This is a genomic window from Rhizobium sp. CB2179 (genome assembly GCF_057653455.1).
Genome location: NZ_CM172781.1, coordinates 3251573 through 3271436 on the forward strand (window position 1 = coordinate 3251573; position 19864 = coordinate 3271436).

Annotated in this window: 19 protein-coding genes; 11 read left to right on the top strand and 8 right to left on the bottom strand. The window is 60.0% G+C overall.

The features are described from left to right. Nucleotides 1–40: 40 nt before the first annotated feature. Nucleotides 41–1687, bottom strand: coding sequence for a beta-galactosidase BglA (bglA, locus tag AC244Q_RS16285; protein ID WP_012758513.1), 1647 nt, complete (start codon nt 1685–1687; stop codon nt 41–43). A 286-nt stretch (nt 1688–1973) separates the two neighbouring features. Here bglA and AC244Q_RS16290 point away from each other — a divergent pair, with 286 nt between their 5' ends. The 7 genes from AC244Q_RS16290 to AC244Q_RS16320 all read left to right on the top strand — a co-directional run bounded on the left by AC244Q_RS16290 (nt 1974) and on the right by AC244Q_RS16320 (nt 8993). Then, nucleotides 1974–3554, top strand: a complete 1581-nt coding sequence (locus AC244Q_RS16290) for a peptide ABC transporter substrate-binding protein (protein ID WP_011653015.1) — start codon at nt 1974–1976, stop codon at nt 3552–3554. A 48-nt stretch (nt 3555–3602) separates the two neighbouring features. Beyond that, a complete protein-coding gene (locus AC244Q_RS16295; protein ID WP_012758514.1) occupies nt 3603–4526 on the top strand; it encodes an ABC transporter permease subunit in 924 nt (307 codons plus the stop codon). Further along, on the top strand, nt 4523–5440 hold the full coding sequence (locus AC244Q_RS16300) for an ABC transporter permease (protein ID WP_003561446.1): 918 nt from the start codon (nt 4523–4525) through the stop codon (nt 5438–5440). The genes AC244Q_RS16295 and AC244Q_RS16300 overlap by 4 nt, the downstream gene beginning before the upstream one ends. After that, a complete protein-coding gene (locus tag AC244Q_RS16305; RefSeq protein ID WP_012758515.1) occupies nt 5441–6433 on the top strand; it encodes an ABC transporter ATP-binding protein in 993 nt (330 codons plus the stop codon). After that, the gene (locus AC244Q_RS16310; RefSeq protein ID WP_012758516.1) at nt 6426–7412 is read left to right on the top strand and encodes an ABC transporter ATP-binding protein; all 987 of its coding nucleotides are present in this window, start codon (nt 6426–6428) and stop codon (nt 7410–7412) included. Before AC244Q_RS16305 ends, AC244Q_RS16310 begins: the two co-directional genes overlap by 8 nt. A 166-nt stretch (nt 7413–7578) precedes the next feature. Further along, entirely contained in the window at nt 7579–7920 is a 342-nt protein-coding gene (locus tag AC244Q_RS16315) for a hypothetical protein (RefSeq protein WP_012758517.1), read from the top strand. Nucleotides 7921–8072: 152 nt separating this feature from the next. Then, nucleotides 8073–8993, top strand: a complete 921-nt coding sequence (locus AC244Q_RS16320) for a sugar kinase (protein WP_012758518.1) — start codon at nt 8073–8075, stop codon at nt 8991–8993. Nucleotides 8994–9120: 127 nt separating this feature from the next. Here the strand turns inward: AC244Q_RS16320 and gstI are convergent, their stop codons facing one another. Together gstI and AC244Q_RS16330 are read right to left on the bottom strand one after the other, a co-directional pair. Beyond that, entirely contained in the window at nt 9121–9312 is a 192-nt protein-coding gene (gstI, locus tag AC244Q_RS16325; RefSeq protein WP_017994859.1) for a glutamine synthetase translation inhibitor GstI, read from the bottom strand. A 189-nt stretch (nt 9313–9501) separates the two neighbouring features. Further along, nucleotides 9502–9720: a hypothetical protein gene (locus AC244Q_RS16330; protein ID WP_128407438.1), complete on the bottom strand. Its 219-nt coding sequence runs from the start codon at nt 9718–9720 to the stop codon at nt 9502–9504. Nucleotides 9721–9744: 24 nt separating this feature from the next. On the opposite strand from AC244Q_RS16330, the gene AC244Q_RS16335 reads away from it, so the two are divergent. Beyond that, nucleotides 9745–10785: a glutamine synthetase beta-grasp domain-containing protein gene (locus AC244Q_RS16335; protein WP_012758520.1), complete on the top strand. Its 1041-nt coding sequence runs from the start codon at nt 9745–9747 to the stop codon at nt 10783–10785. A 239-nt stretch (nt 10786–11024) separates the two neighbouring features. Next, nucleotides 11025–12206 carry a glycosyltransferase family 4 protein gene (locus AC244Q_RS16340; protein ID WP_128407437.1) on the top strand — a complete coding sequence of 394 codons (1182 nt, stop codon included), beginning with the start codon at nt 11025–11027 and terminating at the stop codon, nt 12204–12206. A gap of 6 nt (nt 12207–12212) precedes the next feature. Here the strand turns inward: AC244Q_RS16340 and AC244Q_RS16345 are convergent, their stop codons facing one another. Continuing rightward, complete coding sequence (locus AC244Q_RS16345) at nt 12213–13226, bottom strand: alpha/beta hydrolase (protein ID WP_128407436.1); 1014 nt, start codon at nt 13224–13226, stop codon at nt 12213–12215. 158 nt (nt 13227–13384) lie between these two features. On the opposite strand from AC244Q_RS16345, the gene AC244Q_RS16350 reads away from it, so the two are divergent. Further along, on the top strand, nt 13385–13822 hold the full coding sequence (locus AC244Q_RS16350) for a MarR family winged helix-turn-helix transcriptional regulator (RefSeq protein WP_113548257.1): 438 nt from the start codon (nt 13385–13387) through the stop codon (nt 13820–13822). Nucleotides 13823–14118: 296 nt separating this feature from the next. On the opposite strand, the gene der is transcribed toward AC244Q_RS16350, so the two are convergent. The 3 genes from der to AC244Q_RS16365 form a co-directional block, all read right to left on the bottom strand. Beyond that, entirely contained in the window at nt 14119–15543 is a 1425-nt protein-coding gene (gene der, locus AC244Q_RS16355) for a ribosome biogenesis GTPase Der (protein WP_012758524.1), read from the bottom strand. Between the two features lie 18 nt (nt 15544–15561). Next, nucleotides 15562–16245, bottom strand: coding sequence for a tetratricopeptide repeat protein (locus AC244Q_RS16360; RefSeq protein ID WP_017994862.1), 684 nt, complete (start codon nt 16243–16245; stop codon nt 15562–15564). Nucleotides 16246–16562: 317 nt separating this feature from the next. Continuing rightward, on the bottom strand, nt 16563–17147 hold the full coding sequence (locus tag AC244Q_RS16365) for an NnrU family protein (RefSeq protein ID WP_017994863.1): 585 nt from the start codon (nt 17145–17147) through the stop codon (nt 16563–16565). Between the two features lie 121 nt (nt 17148–17268). Here AC244Q_RS16365 and AC244Q_RS16370 point away from each other — a divergent pair, with 121 nt between their 5' ends. Beyond that, nucleotides 17269–18255, top strand: a complete 987-nt coding sequence (locus tag AC244Q_RS16370; RefSeq protein WP_026157445.1) for a polysaccharide deacetylase family protein — start codon at nt 17269–17271, stop codon at nt 18253–18255. Between the two features lie 271 nt (nt 18256–18526). Here the strand turns inward: AC244Q_RS16370 and sbmA are convergent, their stop codons facing one another. Continuing rightward, complete coding sequence (sbmA, locus tag AC244Q_RS16375) at nt 18527–19792, bottom strand: peptide antibiotic transporter SbmA (RefSeq protein WP_017994865.1); 1266 nt, start codon at nt 19790–19792, stop codon at nt 18527–18529. Nucleotides 19793–19864 lie beyond the last annotated feature (72 nt).

A 19864-nucleotide genomic window follows, 5' to 3' on the forward strand; every position in this document is an offset into this window, starting at 1 on the left:
CCGCGGCGGACAACCTCAACAGTCGCCTTTCAGTCGAGCGTCAAACCCGCGCACAAAACCCATCCAACGCCGCAAGCTTCACCAATCCCGCGTCAGCCACCGCCTCGAAGCCCGGCATCGCAAGCGGTTCCCCGAGCACGATGCCGTCAGGCAGGCGGAATTCCGCCGGTTTGCGCGTCAGGTTGAAAATGAAGAGCAGTTTTTCTCCGCCCTTTTCGCGGGTGAAGGCGAGCAGATCCTGGTTGGTGCCGATGAAGGTCATCTCGCCGTCGATCAGCGCCAGGTGGCTCCTCCGGAATGCGAGCGTCCTGCGGTAGTGATGCAGCACCGAGCTGTCGCTCGTCTCCTGCGTATCCACGGAAAGCGCTGCCTGCTCGTAAGGTACCGGCAGCCAGCTCTTCTCGGCCGACGTGAAGCCCGCATGCGCCTTGCCGGCTTCCCAGGGCATCGGCGTGCGGCATCCGTCGCGGCCCTTGAAGGCCGGCCAGAAGCGGATGCCGTAGGGATCGCGCAGATCCTCGAAGGCGAGCTCCGCCTCGGGCAGGCCGAGTTCCTCGCCTTGATAGAGGCAGATCGAGCCACGTAGTGCCGCAAGCACCGAGATCGCCAGCTTGGCGATGACAGGCCGCTCTTCCTCCGTCCGCGCAAAACGGCTGACATGGCGCATGACGTCGTGGTTGGAAAAAGCCCAGCAGACCCAGCCGTCCGTGACTGCTTTCTGGAAGGCCTCGACGCAGCCGCGAATATGCTCGGCGGTGAATTCCGGCCCCAGCAGATCAAATGTGTAGCACATGTGCAGCTTGTCGCCGCCACTCGTATAGGCGCCAACCGTCTTCAGCGAACGCGCCCCATCGCCGACTTCGCCGACGGTCGTGCGATCCTCGTACTGGTTGAGCAGCGCCCGGAAGCGTTTGAGGAAATCGACATTTTCCGGCTGCGTCTTGTCATAGAGGTGGTTCTGCATGCCGTAGGGATTGCTGTCGGGCGCATCGAGGCCTGCGTCATCCTCATCCGGCTCGTGCGGCGGATTGCTCCTGAGCAGCTTGTCGCAGAAATAATAGTTGACCGTATCCAGGCGGAAGCCGTCGACGCCGCGGTCGAGCCAGAACTTCACCGTCTCCAGCACCGCATCCTGCACGGCCTCGCTGTGGAAGTTGAGATCCGGCTGCGAGGTCAGGAAATTATGCTGGTAATATTGCCGGCGCACGCCATCCCATTCCCAGCCCGGCCCGCCGAAGATCGACAGCCAGTTGTTCGGCGCCGTGCCGTCAGGCTTCGGATCGGCCCAGACATACCAATCCGCCTTGGGATTGGTCCGGCTCGATCGGCTCTCGACGAACCAGGGATGCCGGTCGGAGGTGTGCGAGATCACCTGGTCGATAACAACCTTGATGCCGAGCTTGTGCGCCTCGGCCATCATCTCGTCGAAATCGGCGAGTGTCCCGAAGATCGGATCGACGTCGCAATAATCGGAAACGTCGTAGCCCATGTCGGCCATCGGCGACTTGAAGAAGGGCGAGAGCCAGATCGCGTCGACGCCGAGGCTGGCAATATGCGGCAGCCGGCGGGTAATTCCCCTGAGATCGCCGAGACCATCGCTGTTGGTGTCCTGAAACGAGCGCGGATAGACTTGATAGATCACCGCGCCGCGCCACCAGTCCGCACTCCCGCCTGCCTGCAATGCCATCGGCTACATCTCCTGCCTCGTTTGCGCTCGCCACACTAAAGCGGACGAAACAAAAGACAACCATGTGAAGCGGTTATGAAGGCGTTGCGAAACGCCGCGACGCATCGTCGCGATCCGACAAGGGGGAGACGTACATAGGCTTGTCCACAACCCGAATCCACCCTCCGGATTTGGGGTTGCAACGCAAAGCCTTTGCGATAATGTGCGCGCTGACCTGCACGTAAGAGGTCAAACACCGGGAACAAATGTCTAATAAAGGCGAAAAGCCTAGAAAGGTGGACCCACCATGAACCATTTCGCGAAAAAATTTCTCGCCTCTGCAATGCTTGGCACATTGCTGGCGTTTTCGGCCCACGCGGCCACGCTCAACATTCACAATGGTGGCGACCCGCAGTCGCTCGATCCGCAGAAGCTTTCCGGCGACTGGGAGAACCGCATCGCCGGCGACATTTTTGAAGGCCTCGTCACTGAGGACGCCAAGGATAATCCGATCCCCGGCCAGGCTGAAAGCTGGACAATTTCGCCTGACGGCAAGGTCTACACCTTCAAGCTTCGCGACGGCATCAAGTGGTCCGATGGCCAGCCGGTAACGGCAGGAGACTTCGTCTTCGCCTTCCAGCGCCTCGTCGACCCTAAGAACGCCGCCGACTACGCTTATCTCCAGTTCACCATCAAGAACGCGGAAAAGATCAACAAGGGTGAGATCACCGATCTCAACCAGCTCGGCGTCAAGGCGATCGACGACAAGACGCTCGAAATCACCCTCGAAAACTCCACCCCTTATTTCCTCAATGCCCTGATGCACTACACCGCCTATCCGCTGCCGAAGCATGTCGTCGAGGCGAAGGGGCAGGATTGGGTCAAGATCGGCAACATCGTCACCAACGGCCCCTACAAGCCCGTCGAATGGGTTCCGGGCTCGCATGTCACGACAGTCAAGAACGATCAGTGGTATGACACCAAAGACCTGAAGATCGACGGAGCGAAGTTCTTCGTGCTCGAAGACCAGGAAGCCGCGCTGAAACGCTACCGCGCCGGCGAATTCGACATCCTCACCGACTTCCCAACCGACCAATACGAGTGGATGAAGAAAAACCTGCCGGGCCAGGCGCATGTCGCCCCCTTCTCTGGCCTCTATTATTACGTCGTCAACTCGCAGAAACCGCCCTTCAGCGACAAGCGCGTCCGCCAGGCTCTCTCCATGGCGATCAACCGCGAGGTCATCGGCCCGCAGATCCTCGGCACCGGCGAACTGCCGGCCTATTCCTGGGTTCCGCCGGGCACGGCGAATTACGGCGAACCGGCCTATGTTAGCTGGAAGGACCTGCCCTACAGCGAGAAGGTCGCCGAAGCCAAGAAGCTCCTGACCGAAGCCGGTTTCGGCCCCGACAAGCCGCTTCACGCCGTGCTGAGCTACAACACCAACGACAACCACAAGCGCATCGCCGTCGCCATCGCATCCATGTGGAAGCCGCTTGGCGTCGATGTCGAACTCGTCAATGCCGAAACCAAAGTGCATTACGACCAGATGCAGCGTGGTCAAGTCGAAATCGGCCGCGCCGGCTGGCTCGCCGACTACAACGACCCTGATAATTTCCTGAACCTCCTGGTGACAGGCGTGCAGATGAACTACGGCCGCTGGTCGAATCCCGAGTACGACAAGATGATCAAGGAAGGCAACGCCGAGACGGATCTCACCAAGCGTGCCGCGATCTTCAAGAAGGCCGAACAGCTGGCGCTGGATGAATCCGCCGCCCTGCCGATCTACTACTATGTCTCGAAGAACGTCGTTTCGCCGAAGATCGAAGGCTTCGTCGACAACATCCAAGACATCCACCGCACCCGCTGGCTGTCGATGAAAGAGTAAGGGAAAACGGTCCTTTCCGCGCACTGCGGAAAGGACCGGCCCACGATCATGATCAAATACGCACTCCGTCGCCTGCTGTCGACGATCCCCGTCATGTGGATCGCCGTGACAGCCTCGTTTTTTGTTTTGCGCCTTGCCCCCGGCGGCCCTTTCGATGGCGAAAGGCCATTGCCGCCGGTGATCCTGAAGAACCTTGCGATCCACTACAATCTCGATAAGCCGCTCATCCAGCAGTACCTGATCTATGTCGGTGACCTGCTCCGGGGCGATCTCGGTCCCTCCTTCGCGAGTGAGGATTTCACAGTCGCCCAGCAGATCATGATCGGTCTGCCCTACACCTTCACCATCGGTACGGCTGCCTTCCTGATTGCCATCATTGTCGGCGTGGCCGTCGGCTGTCTCGGGGCGCTCTATCAGAACAAGGCACCGGATTATATTCTGGGCGCGCTCATTCTGGTGGGCGTCGTGCTACCGAACTTCCTGATTGCGCCCATCCTGCAGCTCGTCTTCGGCATCCATCTCGCGTGGTTTCCGGTCGGCGGCTGGGGTGACGGCTCGATCAAATACCTCATCCTGCCGATCGTCGTTCTGGCGCTGCCGCATGCCGGCCGTATCTCGCGCATCACGCGCGGCTCGATGATCGAGGTGATGAATCAGAATTTCATTCGCACCGCCAAGGCCAAAGGCATCGGCCCCCGCCTGACGGTCATGCGCCACGCGCTGAAGCCAGCGCTGATGCCTGTCGTCTCCTATCTGGGTCCAGCAGCAAGTTACCTTCTCACCGGCTCGCTGGTTGTCGAGAGCATCTTCGGATTGCCCGGCATCGGCCGCTATTTCGTCAACGCAGCGCTGAACCGCGATTACGGCATGGTTCTCGGCACGGTCATCTTCTACATGGTGCTGATCGTGTTCCTGAACCTTCTCGTCGATATCGCCTATGCCTGGCTCGATCCGAAAGTGAGAAACCGATGATCCTCAACCCCGCAAAGCGAGAATTGCTCGCCCAGGAACTGCTGGAGGCGGAAGGCCTTGCGCCCGAAAGCCGCTCGCTCACCAAGGATGCCTTGCGTCGCCTCGGGCGCAACAAGGCGGCCGTCCTGTCGATCGTCGTCCTGACGCTTTTGATCCTCGTCGCCTTCATCGGCCCCTGGTTCATTCCCTTCAACTATGAGGATCCTGATTGGGCGGCTTTCCGCATACCCCCCTCGATCGAAACCGGCCACTATTTCGGCACCGACCCGAACGGCCGCGACCTTCTCGCCCGCGTCCTTTACGGCACCCGCGTCTCGCTGGCGGTGGCGCTGACGGCGACCGTCGTCTCCGTCTTCATCGGCGTGCTCTACGGTGCGGTATCGGGTTATATCGGCGGCAGGCTGGATGCGATCATGATGCGCTTCGTCGATATCATGTATGCGCTTCCCTATATCCTCTTCGTCATCCTGCTGATGGTGATCTTCGGCCGCAACGTCTATCTGCTGTTTGCCGCCATCGGCGCGCTGGAATGGCTGACGATGGCCCGCATCGTGCGTGGCCAGACGCTGTCGATCAAGCATCGCGAATTCATCGAAGCGGCCCGCGCATCCGGACAGCGGCCGTTCAAGATCATCATCAAGCACATCATCCCGAACCTCGTCGGCCCGGTGGTGATTTTCGCGGCGCTGACGGTGCCTGAGATCATTGCCACCGAAAGCTTCCTTTCCTATCTCGGCTTCGGCGTGCAGGAACCGCTGACCTCGCTCGGCACGCTGATCGCCGAGGGGACCGATGCCATGGAAAGCATGCCGTGGCTGCTGGTCTTCCCGGCGAGCTTTCTTGTGGCGCTGCTGCTCAGCCTGCTCTTCATCGGCGACGGGCTGCGCGACGCGTTCGACCCGAAGGATCGTTAAATGACGGATACCCTCCTCGAACTCAAAGACTACTCGATCACCTTCAAGACGCCGGATGGAGAAGTGAAGGCGGTCTCGAACATGAACCTGACGGTCAAGCGCGGCGAGCGCATCGCCATCGTCGGCGAATCCGGCTCCGGCAAGAGTCAGACCTTCCTCGGCATCATGGGCCTGCTCGCCAAGAACGGCAAAACGACGGGACAGGCGCTGCTCGAAGGCAAGGACGTGCTGGCGCTGAAACCGCGCGAGCTCGACCAGATCCGCGGCAAAGACATGGCGATGGTCTTCCAGGACCCGATGACGGCGCTCAATCCAACGCTGAAGATCTCCCGGCAGCTGACGGAGCAGCTCGAGGTTCACGGCGGGCTGACGGCGCGCGCCGCATCCGCCGCCGCACTCGATATGCTGAAACGCGTTGGCATCCCCGACCCGACGCGACGCTTCCACCTCTACCCGCATGAGCTCTCCGGCGGCATGCGACAGCGCATCGTCATCGCCATGGCGCTGCTCACCCGGCCGAAGCTGTTGATCGCCGACGAACCGACAACGGCCCTCGACGTCACCATCCAGGCACAGATCCTCGACCTCTTCAACGATCTGACGGCGGAGATGAACACGGCGCTGATCATGATCACCCACGATCTCGGCGTCGTTGCCGGCCTCGCCGACCGCGTCGCCGTCATGTATGCCGGTCGCATCGTCGAGGAAGCGCCGGTCGATGAACTCTTCGACAATCCGGCCCATCCCTATACCGCAGCACTGCATGCCTCGATCCCACGCCCTGACCAGGATGTCGACGACCTCGTCGTCATCCCCGGCCGTCCGCCGAACCTGCAGCACCTGCCGAAGGGCTGCAATTTCTCGCCGCGCTGTTCGCAGGTCCAGGACGATTGCATCGACCGACCGCCGCCGCTCGAAACGCTGGCGCCGCACCATTGCGCCGCCTGTTACCACCCCTTCCCGCGTCGCGAGGAGCTGCTGAACCATGGCTGAACGATCGCTTCTAAGGGTCGAGAACCTGACGACCCAATTCGAACTGCCAGCCAAAGGCCTCTTCAAGCCGCCGATCTTCCTGACCGCCGTCAACAATGTCAGCTTCGACCTCAGCGAAGGCCGCACGCTCGGCATCGTCGGTGAATCCGGTTGCGGCAAGTCCACGCTCGGCCGCTCCATCCTGCGGCTGTTGAAGTCGCAGAAGGGCCGTATCCTCTGGCAGGGCCGCAACCTTCTCGACCTGTCGGACGAGGAAATGCGCGCCGCCCGCCGCGACATGCAGATCATCTTCCAGGATCCGATCGCCTCGCTCGACCCGCGCATGACTGTTGGAGATATCATCGCCGAGCCGCTTACCGTCTTCGAGCCGAAGCTATCAAGGGCCGAGCGCACCGAGCGTGTTCGCGAGATCATGACCGCCGTCGGCCTGGTGCCGGAAATGATCAACCGCTATCCGCACGAATTCTCCGGCGGCCAGGCGCAGCGCATAGGCATCGCCCGCGCGGTCGTCACCAAACCGAAGCTCATCATCTGCGACGAGCCGGTTTCGGCCCTCGACGTCTCGATCCAGGGTCAGGTCATCACGCTTCTGCGCAAGCTGCGCAAGGAATTCGGCCTGACGCTGATCTTCATCAGCCACGACCTCTCCGTCGTGCGCCTGATCTCAGACGATGTGCTGGTGCTCTATCTCGGCAGGGTGGTGGAAGCCGGCGACTGCGCCACCGTCTTCGATCATCCCGCCCATCCCTATACGCAGGCGCTCTTCTCCGCTGCGCCGATCCCGGATCCGAAGCTTGCGCGCCTGCGCACCCGCATCCGCCTGCAGGGTGACCCACCCTCGCCGCTCAACCCGCCGAAAGGCTGCGTCTTCTCACCGCGCTGCTGGAAGGCGACCGACATCTGTCGCACCGAAATGCCGCCGACAGAGGAGGTCCGCCCCGGCCAGAAGGCCGCCTGTTATCATATGGACAGGCCATGAATGGAACGACGGTCGCGCAAGCGGCCGTCACCTCATAAGGATACCCAGTGCGCCATCCGTTTCGGGCGAAGCAGACTTATTTTGGGTCTAAAGACCCCAATAAGAAAGCTTTTATAAGCATGTGCTATCCCATTTCGGCCTAATCGCAAGCCAGGGGAACGCATATATGAAATCGAAAATATCAGGTGTAATCGCACTTACCGCGGCCATGATTGCCGTCTCCGCGGTTTCATCGCATGCCGAAGATCTGACGTTCAAGCTCATCAACGGAACGAACTCCGTCCTGACGCACTTCTACAGCTCGCCGACCGGCGTCGACGACTGGGAAGAAGACGTCTTCGGCGAGAACGTTCTCGATCCGGACGAAACCATGGATATCACCATCGCCGACGGCCGCACCGTCTGCAAATACGACATGCGCTTCGAATTCGAGGAAGGGTCAAACCTCGAAACCACCGAAGATACGCAGGATCTTTGCGCGATGGGCAGCTACACCATCCACGAATAGATAATAAGAGCCCGCCTTCGCCTCGTCCGTGAAGGCGGGTTTACATATCTGGTGATATCGACGCTTGTCACTCCGCCCGGCTCCGCGTATCAGCGAATGAAGACTAGCGCGTCCTGTTGGACACGCGGGGCTCCAAATGCCGGGAGGACAAGGTGAGCAGACGGTTTCTATCGATCGGTGAATGCATGGTGGAACTCTCGCAGGCAGGCGATGGTCTGCTGCGCAAGGGCTTTGCCGGCGATACCTTCAATACCGCCTGGTATGCCCGCGCCTGCCTTGCCGCCGACTGGTCGGTCGACTACTTCACCGCCCTCGGTGACGACGCCATGTCGGACGAGATGCTGGCCTTCATCGACACATCAGGCATCGGCACGAGCCTCATCCGCCGCATCAAGGGCAGGACGCCCGGCCTCTATATGATCAATCTGAAGAACGGCGAACGTTCCTTCAGCTACTGGCGCGACAGCTCGGCTGCCCGCAGCCTGGCGGCTGATCCGGACCGCCTGCGCGAGGCGGTGGAGAGCGCTGCCGTCATCTATTTCTCCGGCATCACCCTTGCCATTCTGCCCCAGGAGGATGCCGAGACTTTGCTTGCAGAAGTCCGTCGCGCCAAGGCCGCCGGCAAGCTCGTCGTCTTCGATCCGAACATCCGCCCGCGCCTCTGGTCGAGCTACGACGTGATGCACACGACGATCAGCGAAGGCGCCCGCTCCTCCGTGCTCGTCATGCCGAGCTTCGACGACGAGGCGGCCCATTTCGGCGATGATTCCATCGAGGCGACGATCCATCGCTATCGCGCACTGGGTGCCGTCGATATCGTCGTCAAGAACGGCGCTGACGGTGTCACGATGAATTTTGCCGGCGAGCAAACCTTCGTTCCGGCCGAAAAAGTGGAGAAGGTGGTCGACACAACCAGCGCCGGCGACAGCTTCAACGGCGCCTTTCTCGCACGATATCTCGAAGCAGGCGATGCGCCTGCCGCCACCCGCTTCGCAGCAAAGGTTGCTGCCCGCGTCGTCAGCGAACATGGTGCATTGGTCGTAAGGGAAAAGCTTGGATTGGACCGCGGCTAAAGCGGCGCGGTCTTTCAGATTCGCTTAGCGCAACATGCTTTTACGCCGCCCATGGTGACGCAGTCTGAACGCCATGTGTAGGCGCTCCCTGCCTTATCGGCATCGTGTGCCCCGCTGCCAGGGGAAATCAGGACTTCGTCGGTCGATCGGACTCGCGAACTGCCTCGTCATGGTACCAGCAGCTGTCGAGCGCAGCATCGCAGACGGCTGCTGCCTCGCGCTCCATCAGCTTGGCGCGTTCGAACCGGTTGGCGTTTCGTATCGCCTTAGCGGGAAACTGGTAGATCGTCGCGGATTCACGATGGAAACCGGTGGGCATGAGATCGCCTCCATTCAGTTCGGCGCATCAACATTTCAGGACCACCTACATAGCACAATGCACATAGTTTATGCAAATTGCATAAAATAAGGGCAATGTTACAATTGTAATCGGTCGGTATGCTGTCTCGGCTAAAAGCTTCCGATAATTTGTTTAACACTTCATCATTTCAGCTTAACGCCGCAATTTTCATCCGGTTCCAGACGGAAAAAGCGCGTTTTGATGGGCAATACCGCCGGTGAGCGTTAAAAACGGCCCGATTTTCCAAAAGCTAAAAAACCGACAGACATGCTGACTCGCGATTTTTCTTTCGAGCCGCGCCAAAACTGGCACGCTACGTGCTTTTAAAGCATCATCCCTGGCGGTCGGATGCGCTTGCGCGCCGAGATCACCTCCGGATTTGCTCACCTTCGTAGCATTGAGAGAGTCACGATGACAAAATATAAGCTCGAGTATATTTGGCTCGATGGGTACACTCCGGTACCGAACCTGCGTGGCAAGACGCAGATCAAGGAATTCGACGTATTCCCGACGCTGGAACAGCTTCCGCTCTGGGGCTTTGACGGCTCCTCGACGCAGCAGGCCGAAGGCCGCAGCTCCGATTGCGTGCTGAAGCCGGTCGCCATCTATCCCGACCCGGCCCGTACCAACGGCGCTCTCGTCATGTGCGAAGTCATGATGCCGGATGGCGTCACGCCGCACGCATCGAATGCCCGCGCCACCATCCTTGACGACGAAGACGCCTGGTTCGGCTTCGAGCAGGAATATTTCTTCTACCAGAACGGCCGTCCGCTCGGCTTCCCTGAGCAGGGCTACCCCGCTCCGCAGGGCCCGTACTACACCGGCGTCGGCTATTCGAACGTCGGCGACGTTGCCCGCGAAATCGTCGAAGAGCATCTCGACCTCTGCCTCGCTGCCGGCATCAACCACGAAGGCATCAATGCTGAAGTGGCCAAGGGCCAGTGGGAATTCCAGATTTTCGGCAAGGGCTCCAAGAAGGCCGCCGACCAGATCTGGATGGCACGCTACCTCTTGCAGCGCCTGACCGAAAAGTACGGCATCGACATCGAGTATCACTGCAAGCCGCTCGGCGATACCGACTGGAACGGCTCGGGCATGCATTGCAACTTCTCGACCAAATACATGCGCGAAGTCGGCGGCAAGGCCTATTTCGAAGCGCTGATGGCGCAGTTCGAAAAGAACCTGATGGACCACATCAGCGTCTACGGTCCTGACAACGACAAGCGCCTGACCGGCAAACACGAAACGGCACCGTGGAACAAGTTCTCCTACGGCGTTGCCGACCGTGGTGCTTCGGTCCGCGTGCCGCACTCCTTCGTCAAGAACGACTACAAGGGCTATCTGGAAGACCGCCGCCCGAACTCGCAGGGCTGCCCCTACCAGATCGCTTCGCAGGTTCTGAAGACGATCTCGGAAGTTCCGACAGCAAGCTCGGCTTCCGCTGCCGCTTAACCTCCCAAACGGCGCCGGTCCACGACCGGCGCCATCGTTCTTTATGCATGAAAACCGCGATCGACCGCTGACATATTCGCGGGTATCGAGCCGCTAAAGCCCTGCAATCCTTGCAATATGGGCTGTAATATTTCCATCATGGTCATGCCTCAAAATAGAGAAGCGGGAATCGCCGTTCCGGAACCCCGCTTTGGGGTTGAGCGTTGGCATATCACTGCGACGCGGATGGAAATCGTGACATGCTGCAACGTTCGGCAAACACTTATAGCTGCGAGAGCTGGGCCAATGCCGCAGCCGCCGGAAACCTGCCCGAAAGGCTGGTGATCGTCACCGATGCCTGGCACCCGCAGGTCAACGGCGTCGTTCGCTCGATCGAGAACACCAACCGCGAACTGGCGAAGATGGGCGTCGAGGTTTCGATGGTGACGCCGGAGCGCTTCAACAGCATCCCCTGCCCAACTTATCCCGAGATCCGCCTATCGATCGCCAATTACCACCGCATCGCCCGCGAGATCGAAAAGCACAATCCCTCCTACGTGCATATTGCCACCGAAGGTCCGCTGGGGCTGACCGCCCGCCGCTGGTGCCTGAGGAACCGCATGCCGTTTTCGACGAGCTACCACACCCGCTTCCCGGAATACGTCTCCGCGCGCCTGCCGATACCGAAGAGCTGGCTCTATTCCTTCGTCCGCTGGTTCCACAATGGCGGCGCTGGCTGCATGGTGGCGACACCGAGCCTTGCCCGTGAACTGTCGGAAAAGGGCATCCGCAACCTCATGCCCTGGAGCCGCGGCATCGACGCCACGCAGTTCCGTCCGATGGCGCTCGAGGAAAACCCGTTCGGCTTGGCGCGTCCGATCTTCATGACCGTCGGCCGCGTGGCGCTGGAAAAGAACCTGCCGGCCTTCCTCGATCTCGACCTGCCGGGTTCCAAGGTCGTCGTCGGCGACGGCCCGGCGCGCGCCGAACTCGAGAAGCAATATTCCGACGTCTTCTTCGCGGGCGTGCAGTTCGGCGAGGACCTGGCGAAAACCTATGCCCAGGCCGACGTCTTTGTCTTTCCCTCGCTCACCGATACCTTCGGCAACACCATCCTCGAAGCACTGGCATCGGGCGTGCCGGTCGCAGCCTATCCGGTCACCGGCCCGCTCGACATCATTGGCGATGACAGCGAGGTCGGGGCGCTCGACCAGAACCTGCAGGCCGCCTGCCTTGCCGCCCTCTCCGCCTCGCGCGGCAAGGCGCGTGAACTCGCCATGCAATATTCCTGGGAAGCAGCGACGCTGCAGTTCATCAACAATATCCGCGCCGCCAATGGCGTCATCACGCCGAAATGGAAGAAGGCCTGGCAGTTTGCCAAATCACTTCCAAGAAGCAGAAAGCCCGGCGAAACCGCCAGGCCCCTCCCGTCTGCAGACTGATTGATTTTACTTGTGCAGGGCGCTGCGAAGCGTGTCGTTCGCGACCGCAATCGCGCTGCGCGCGGCAGGCGTTTCGGCAATCGCGTTCAGCAGCACGAAATCGTGGATCGTGCCGTTGTATCGCATCGACGTGACCTTAACGCCGGCCTGGCTGAGCTTGCGGGCATAGGCCTCACCCTCGTCGCGCAGCACGTCGTTTTCGTCAACGATGACCAGCGCCGGCGGCAGGCCGTTCAACTGCTCCAGCGACGCCTGCAGCGGTGAGGCCGTCGGCTCCTTGCGCTTGGTCTCGTCGGGCAGATAGGCGTTCCAGAACCACTTCATCGCTTCCTTGGTCAGCCACGGCCCATCGGCGAACTGGTTGTAGGACCCATTGTCGAAATTGGCGTCGGTGACGGGGTAGAACAGCACCTGCTGGTCGATGGCAGGACCGCCGCGTTCCTTGGCAAGCAGCGTCACCACCGCCGCCATGTTGCCGCCGACGCTATCGCCTGCGACCGCGAGCCTGGAGGCATCGACCTTGAACTCCTTGGCATGCTCGGCGACATATTTGGTCGCAGCATAAGCCTGCTCGATGGCAACGGGATAACGGGCTTCCGGCGAGCGCTCGTAGTCGACGAAGACGACAGCGGCATCGGCGCCGTTGGCGATCTCACGCACCAGCCGGTCATGCGTATCCGCATCGCCCAGCACCCAGCCGCCGCCATGGAAATAAAGAATGACCGGTAGCGTGCCCGTGGCATGCTCCGGGCGGACAATGCGCAGCTTGATGCTGCCTGTCGGACCAGCCTTGATGACCTTGTCCTCTCCCCTAGCAGCAAGCCTCTTCACATCGCCCTTCTGCGCGCCGGCCAGGACATTGCGGGCATCGGCCGGCGACAGCGTGTAGATCGGCTTGCCGCCGGCAAGCCCGTCGATGAATTTCTGCGTTGTCGGTTCGAGTACCGGATCGGCAAGCGCGCCGACGGCGGAAGCTGCGAGCAGTGCTGCTGCGGAAACGGTGGTCTTGATGGTCGACATTGTCTTGTCCTCTCGGGTTCGATGTTCGTCTTGAACACTTTTTATATCGCGCACGATTGTTTATTGGGCAATTTAAATTTACACATGGCAGCTATGCATAAAAATTGCTTACGATTATTTATTGCACGATATAACTTCCATCAGTTCTGGAGATACCCATGCAGGATCAACTGAAGCTCGACAATTTCATCTGCTTCGCCGTCTATACGGCAAGCCACGCACTGAACCGCGTCTACAAGCCGCTGCTCGATACGCTCGGCCTCACCTATCCGCAATATCTGGCAATGGTTTCGCTCTGGGAGCAGGACGGCCAGACCGTCGGTGGCCTCGGCGAAAAGCTCTTCCTGGAATCGAGCACGCTGACCCCGCTGCTCAAACGCCTGGAAACCGCAGGTTATGTCAGACGCGAACGCAGCCGGGAGGACGAACGCGTCGTGGTCATCCGCTTGAGCCAAGAAGGCATTCGCCTGAAGGAAAAGGCGATCGGCATACCGGGTTGCATCGCCGCTGCCAGCGGTCGCGATGCAGTCGACCTCACCCGCCTTCAGGCCGAGATCGTGGCGCTGCGTGAAGCGCTGAATCGAAGCGTGGTTTAGCTGCTAACCGGACTGGTATCACAGTGCTTGTGATACCCCCTCTGCCCTGCCGGGGCCTGGGGGTCGAGCCAAGGGTCTCGACCCGTCCTTCGGCCCCCACAGGTGGGGAGATCAGATGGACGTTCGGCTTCCCAAACAATTACCGTTTGGCGATCAGAACACCGATAGAGAGCGTTGAGCGTTCGCCTCCTGCCGATCTCCCCCTTGTGGGGGAGATGCCCGACAGGGCAGAGGGCGGTTGCCACGCGGCACACCCAAACTCCACAAAACGCTACCAATCAGCGCCAACCCCAGCCCTACGTCCGCCTCTTCTTGCCTTCGAACGGATTTTCAGGCGAGCGGAAGTGGATGCGAATCGGCACGCTCGGCATGTCGAAATCCGCGCGCAACCCGTTGATCAGATAGCGTGTATAAGATTCCGGCAGCGCATCCGACCGGGTGCAGGAGATCATGAAGGCCGGCGGGCGGGCCTTGACCTGCGTCATATATTTCAGCTTGATGCGGCGGCCCGAAACGGCCGGTGGCGGATGCTGGATCTGCTGCGTCTCCAGCCAGCGGTTGAGCCGCGCCGTCGAGATACGCTTGTTCCAGACCTTGTCAGTATCGATGATCGCCTGCATCAGCTTGTCGAGCCCCCAGCCGGTCTGGCCGGAGATCGGCACGGCGCGGATGCCGCGCGCCTGCGGCAGCAGCCGGTCGGTCTTTTCGCGCAGATCCGCAAGCACCGCCTGCCGATCTTCGATCATGTCCCATTTGTTGAAGGCGAGCACGGCGGCACGGCCTTCGCGCAGCACGAGGTCGACGATCTGCAGATCCTGCTTTTCGAAGGGGATCGTCGCATCGAAGACGATGACGACGGTTTCGGCGAAACGGATGGCGCGCAGCGCATCGGCCACCGAAAGCTTTTCCAGCTTCTCGATCACCCGTGCCTTGCGGCGCATGCCGGCCGTGTCGAACATCTTGATGGTGCGGCCGCGCCAGTCCCATTCGACCGAGATGGAATCGCGGGTGATGCCCGCTTCCGGTCCCGTCAGCAGCCGGTCCTCGCCGAGGAAGCGATTGATCAGCGTCGACTTGCCGGCATTCGGCCGGCCGACGATCGCCACTCTGAGCGGCTTCGTCTCGTCATAGGCCGGCTCTTCGTCCGCGTCGCTGTCTTCGCCTTCCGTCTGCGGAATGTCGACGTCGGTGACGGCGACATCCTCCTTGGTGGGGTAGGCCCGGTCCTCGCCGATTGCCGCAACGATCGCATCGCGCAAGTCGAGCATGCCCTGCCCATGTTCGGCCGAAATCGGCGTCGGCTCACCGAGCCCGAGCGTGTAGGCGTCATAGAAGCCGCTGTCGGAACCGCGCGCTTCGGACTTGTTGGCGACAAGCACCACCGGCTTGCCGCGCCGGCGCAGCATTTCGGCAAGGTCGGTATCGACAGGCGTCAATCCGCTCTTGGCGTCGACGACGAAAAGCGAAAGATCCGCCTCGTCGATTGCCGCTTCCGTCTGTGCCCGCATCCGCCCCTGCAGGCTTTCCGCGTCGGCCTCTTCCAGACCGGCCGTGTCGATGATCGTGAAAGTCAGGCCCATTAGCCGAGCATCGCCCGGCCGGCGGTCACGGGTAACACCCGGCGTGTCATCGACAAGCGCCAGCTTTTTGCCCACCAGCCGGTTGAAAAGTGTCGACTTGCCGACATTCGGACGACCGACGATGGCGACCGTGAAACTCATATCTTGTCCTTAACGCGATCAGCCCTGAGCGGCGGGCGCCTTGCCGGATGCGGTAATCAGATCAAGCATCATATGGGCGCGATTGGCAACATTGCGCGGGCTGTCGGTATCGTCGACGATCGACTGGAACCACTGCCGCGCCTGCGCCATGTTGCCGGCTTTGTAAGCGGCAAGGCCGAGTGCCTCGCGCGCCGAATGACGGAAGGCGTTGCCCGGAACGGCCATTTCCTCGATCGCCGCCGAAACCTGTTCGTAAGTGCCGTTCTCGATGAGCAACCAGCCGGCGCGCATCTTGGCGGCATCGCGCACGGCAGCCGGAACGGCATTGTCCTTGCCGATCTCGTTGAAGGCGGTGATTGCCGCGGCGGTATCGCCCTTCTGCACCTGGACGGTCGCGGCCCGCATCCGCGCCAGCACCGGGTATGCGCCATGGCCTTCCTTCTCGAGCTTGTCGAGCGCGGCCAGCGCCTCGTCGTTCTTGTTCTCGTCGGCAAGCTTCATCGCTGCCAGGAACTGATCGCCGGTGCCGGAGGAGCGGTTGTCGTCCCAATAGTCATAGAGAACCTTGCCGGCTGTGCCGGCGACGATCAGAATGGCGACGACGATGATATAGCGGCCGAACCGGCGCCAGACGCCCTTCATCTGGTCAGACCGCAATTCCTCATTGACTTCACGGATGAAGCTGTCGTCGTTGAATGCCATTCTCGTCTCCGGCCGCGGAAATACCCATAACCATGCAAAACGCATATTGTCGGGCCTTCTACTCCATTTTGCCGCCGTTGTAAGGGGGATGCGAAAGATTAGAGCAATTCCAGGAAAAGTGCGAAGCGGGTTTCCCACGCAAAGCGCGAAGTGCTTTTGCCGGGAATTGTATAAAAACAAAAGGTTAGAGCGGTTCTGAGCTTCCATGAAAGCTGAACCGCTCTAAAGCACCGAGCGTCCAACAGGACGCTCTAACACTTTGAATCCGCGTATAATCCTTCCAAAAATCGGAATCGATTTTTGGGGTTATGCGCGGGTCAGATGACGAGCGGCGAAACGCCGATCAACCATTCGTGCAGCTTCCAGATGATCAGCGCCCAGACGACGATGCCGATGATGATGGCATAGAGGTCGTATTTGGCCGAGACGAACGGCCGGAGCGTGATCTCGCCCGCCCGCTGCCGCCGTTTCAGGGAAATGCGCAGGATGACGCCCCAGGCGAGAAAGGCGGCAAACAGCAGGACCGACGACGTCTCACCATTGGCGAGCAGGTGCGCCAGCGCCCAGATCTTCACCGACAGCACCATCGGATGTTTGGTCTTGGTCGCGATATGCCCCGCCGGCAGCAGCGAGGCGACGAGACAGATCATCGCGATCAGCATCAGCGTGATTGCTATATGCGCCATCCAGACCGGTGGATTGTAGAGCATTCCGGTCACCTGCCGCGCCTGCCCGAAGCCGTAGATCAACAGGATCAGCGTGGCGATGCTGGCAATGGAATAGGCCGCCCGCCAGCCCTTCTCGCCGAGGCTTGCGATCATCGAGCGGCGAAAGTCCGGCAACAGCACCCGCACCAAATGCACCCCGAGAAAAAGTATGATGCCGACGATAAGCAATGTCATTGCGGATCCCTTCCGTGCCGTTTGTCATGGCTTAGAGCCTGGCGCGAAAAAATGCCAGCGCGACCGCAGCTTCGCCGCAATTCTGTCGGAGGGAAACCGCGAACAAATTGTCGCGGTGCCCATGTCTCGTTCCCTCCTCTCCGCCTGCCTTTCTGTTTCGCTCCTCATTCCGGCAATGGCAGAGGCAGCCGACCGGCCGAAACAGCTCGTCATCATTTCCTTCGACGGCGCCCACGACAACGCACTCTGGCTGAAGAGCCGCGAAATGGCGGCGAAAAACGGCGCCCATTTCACCTATTTCCTTTCCTGCACTTTCCTGATGAACGAGGCGGCGAAGAGGGCCTATCAGGCGCCGCACCAGAAACGCGGAAAATCCAACGTCGGCTTCGCCCAGAGTGACGACGAGATCCGCGAGCGCCTCGGCAATATCTGGCACGCCCATCTCGAAGGACACGACATATCGAGCCATGCCTGCGGCCATTTCGACGGCCGCCTCTGGAGCGAGGCCGACTGGTCGGCCGAATACGCCACCTTCCACGCGACGCTTGAGAATGCCTGGAAGAGTGTCGGCCTCCAGGCGCCGGCCGGCTGGCAGGATTTGGTTGATCACGGCATCAAGGGCTTTCGCGCCCCCTATCTCTCGGCAACTGCGGGCGCCGACATGATCGCCGCCGAAAAGAAGGCAGGCTTCAGCTATGACGCGAGCCTCGTCACCAAAGGCCCTGCCATGCCTGTCGAAGAAGACGGCATCATCCGCTTCGGCCTGCCGCTCATCCCCGAAGGCCCGAGCGAAAAGCCAATCATCGGCATGGACTACAATCTCTTCGTCCGCCATTCCAAGGGCGAGGAAGACACGGCCGATTCCGCGGAATTCGAGGATCGCGCCTATGCCGCCTTCAAGGAAGCTTTCGACAAGCAATATGCCGGCAACCGCATCCCGCTACAGCTCGGTTTCCACTTCGTCGAAATGAACGGCGGCGCCTATTGGCGGGCGCTCGACCGTTTGGTCAGCGACGTCTGCCACCGCACCGACGTCGCCTGCGTCAGCTATTCGGAAGCGATCCCGATGATCGAAGCCCGCGGGAAACTGCAGACGTCAGGTCTTTGATGGCGGCTATGGAAATGCTGTAGAGACGGCAAGGTGTCTCCAGATTTCCTTGAACGAGACGGCATGCCGTGCCGCCCCCTCATCTACCTGCCGGCATCTTCTCCCCGCTGGGGAGAAGAGATTCGTTGCGACGCTGCGATTCCCCATTCTACCCACCGGAGGTCCGAAGGACGGGTCGAGACCTGTGGCTCGACCCCGCTCGGTGCCCGACAGGGCGGACGGGTGCCGCCGACGCGAACCTTCCGATCGCTCGCAGAATACCCCCGCTCCATCAGCCGTCGGCGTGAACAATACCCGCCTCACGCTCCAGATAGCGCTGGTCGATCTCAGGCAGCGGCTCGTCGTCGATTGCCGCTTCGAAGGCCTGGAGGCGTTTGTGGATGGAGAGTAGTTCGATGATCGTCGTCCAGGAACTCACGAGGTATTGGAACGAATTGCTGACCTGGCCAAAAGCGGTAGCAATCTGCTGCCATATCCCAAGCGTGATCTTATGCGCGACGAACGTCGGCACCAAAACGAAATAAAGAAATATCGCATCAAGCTGCCCGTATGAATAACGTGCAACATTGAAATAAAGATAATGAAAATACATACGGAAATAGTTTCGCCTGACATTCGAGAACAGCTCGGCGACGGTTACCGGTTGGGCTCTATCTTCATGATCTTCGCCGTAGACGAGTTCTTTGCGATAAGCCGCCTCAACACGTTGGTTGCGAAAATTCAATCCTGGCAGTTTTACGCCGACGACAGCCAGGAGGACGGTGCCTAATACCGACCAACCAAGCGCGAGCCAGACGAGGGAATTCGGAACCGCTCCAAGGATTGGAAGATCGGTTACATGGGCCGATAGCGCTGACAGGATTGGCAGGAAGACGATAAGCGTCATGACCGAGCCGATGAGGCTGACGCCGAGGCCTTCGATGATGTTTGCAAACCGCATCGTGTCTTCCTGGACACGCTGCGACGCTCCTTCGATATGACGAAGTTTCTGCCACTTCGACATGTAGAAATCGTTCATCGCCACGCGCCATCTCAACACATAGTGGTTGATGAGAAATGCAGACGCCACGGACACAATCACGCCCACCGTACCGATCTCCAAGAACTTCAAGATCAAATAATAGAAGTTCTCATTGGTGATGCCCGGTTTTCCGGCAAGTGCATTTTGAAGAAGATCAAAGAAAGGTCCTCGCCAAACATTAATTGCCACATCCATTTGAACGCCGAAATACGTAATGAAAATAATCAGCGCCGATCCCCAGACCGACCATATTTTCCAAGGATGCGCGTGGGCGAGGACGTGCCATACACCGCAGAACAAAGCGGAGCAAAGTATGAAAAATAGATAAAATAGCAAATTGGTAGGTGCGACAAAGAACGCGGCTCCGACTGGCTGTGCATCCTCCGACAGTGGAGGAAAGCCAAGATTGGTCAAAAGGCCAATGCCTGCGAAATACCAAAAGAAAACGCAGGCGAGCGTCCATGCGACCGCGGAGGTGAAAAACAGCTTCGGTCGGGGAAAAAACGAATGAAACACGGGGGGCTTTGCTTTCCTGAACTGTGAGTCTCGGGAGTGTCGTCAACACTGATTGTGCCGGAAACTAAGGCA

Coding starts and splice junctions, on each gene's coding strand:
- bglA (WP_012758513.1), bottom strand. CDS start 1,687: ATGGCATTGCAGGCAGGCGGGAGTGCGGACTGGTGGCGCGGCGCGGTG.
- AC244Q_RS16365 (WP_017994863.1), bottom strand. CDS start 17,147: ATGACATTGCTTATCGTCGGCATCATACTTTTTCTCGGGGTGCATTTG.
- AC244Q_RS16335 (WP_012758520.1), top strand. CDS start 9,745: ATGACAAAATATAAGCTCGAGTATATTTGGCTCGATGGGTACACTCCG.
- AC244Q_RS16295 (WP_012758514.1), top strand. CDS start 3,603: ATGATCAAATACGCACTCCGTCGCCTGCTGTCGACGATCCCCGTCATG.
- AC244Q_RS16290 (WP_011653015.1), top strand. CDS start 1,974: ATGAACCATTTCGCGAAAAAATTTCTCGCCTCTGCAATGCTTGGCACA.
- AC244Q_RS16315 (WP_012758517.1), top strand. CDS start 7,579: ATGAAATCGAAAATATCAGGTGTAATCGCACTTACCGCGGCCATGATT.
- AC244Q_RS16310 (WP_012758516.1), top strand. CDS start 6,426: ATGGCTGAACGATCGCTTCTAAGGGTCGAGAACCTGACGACCCAATTC.
- AC244Q_RS16305 (WP_012758515.1), top strand. CDS start 5,441: ATGACGGATACCCTCCTCGAACTCAAAGACTACTCGATCACCTTCAAG.
- AC244Q_RS16350 (WP_113548257.1), top strand. CDS start 13,385: ATGCAGGATCAACTGAAGCTCGACAATTTCATCTGCTTCGCCGTCTAT.
- gstI (WP_017994859.1), bottom strand. CDS start 9,312: ATGCCCACCGGTTTCCATCGTGAATCCGCGACGATCTACCAGTTTCCC.
- der (WP_012758524.1), bottom strand. CDS start 15,543: ATGAGTTTCACGGTCGCCATCGTCGGTCGTCCGAATGTCGGCAAGTCG.
- AC244Q_RS16360 (WP_017994862.1), bottom strand. CDS start 16,245: ATGGCATTCAACGACGACAGCTTCATCCGTGAAGTCAATGAGGAATTG.
- AC244Q_RS16340 (WP_128407437.1), top strand. CDS start 11,025: ATGCTGCAACGTTCGGCAAACACTTATAGCTGCGAGAGCTGGGCCAAT.
- AC244Q_RS16345 (WP_128407436.1), bottom strand. CDS start 13,226: ATGTCGACCATCAAGACCACCGTTTCCGCAGCAGCACTGCTCGCAGCT.
- AC244Q_RS16300 (WP_003561446.1), top strand. CDS start 4,523: ATGATCCTCAACCCCGCAAAGCGAGAATTGCTCGCCCAGGAACTGCTG.
- AC244Q_RS16370 (WP_026157445.1), top strand. CDS start 17,269: ATGTCTCGTTCCCTCCTCTCCGCCTGCCTTTCTGTTTCGCTCCTCATT.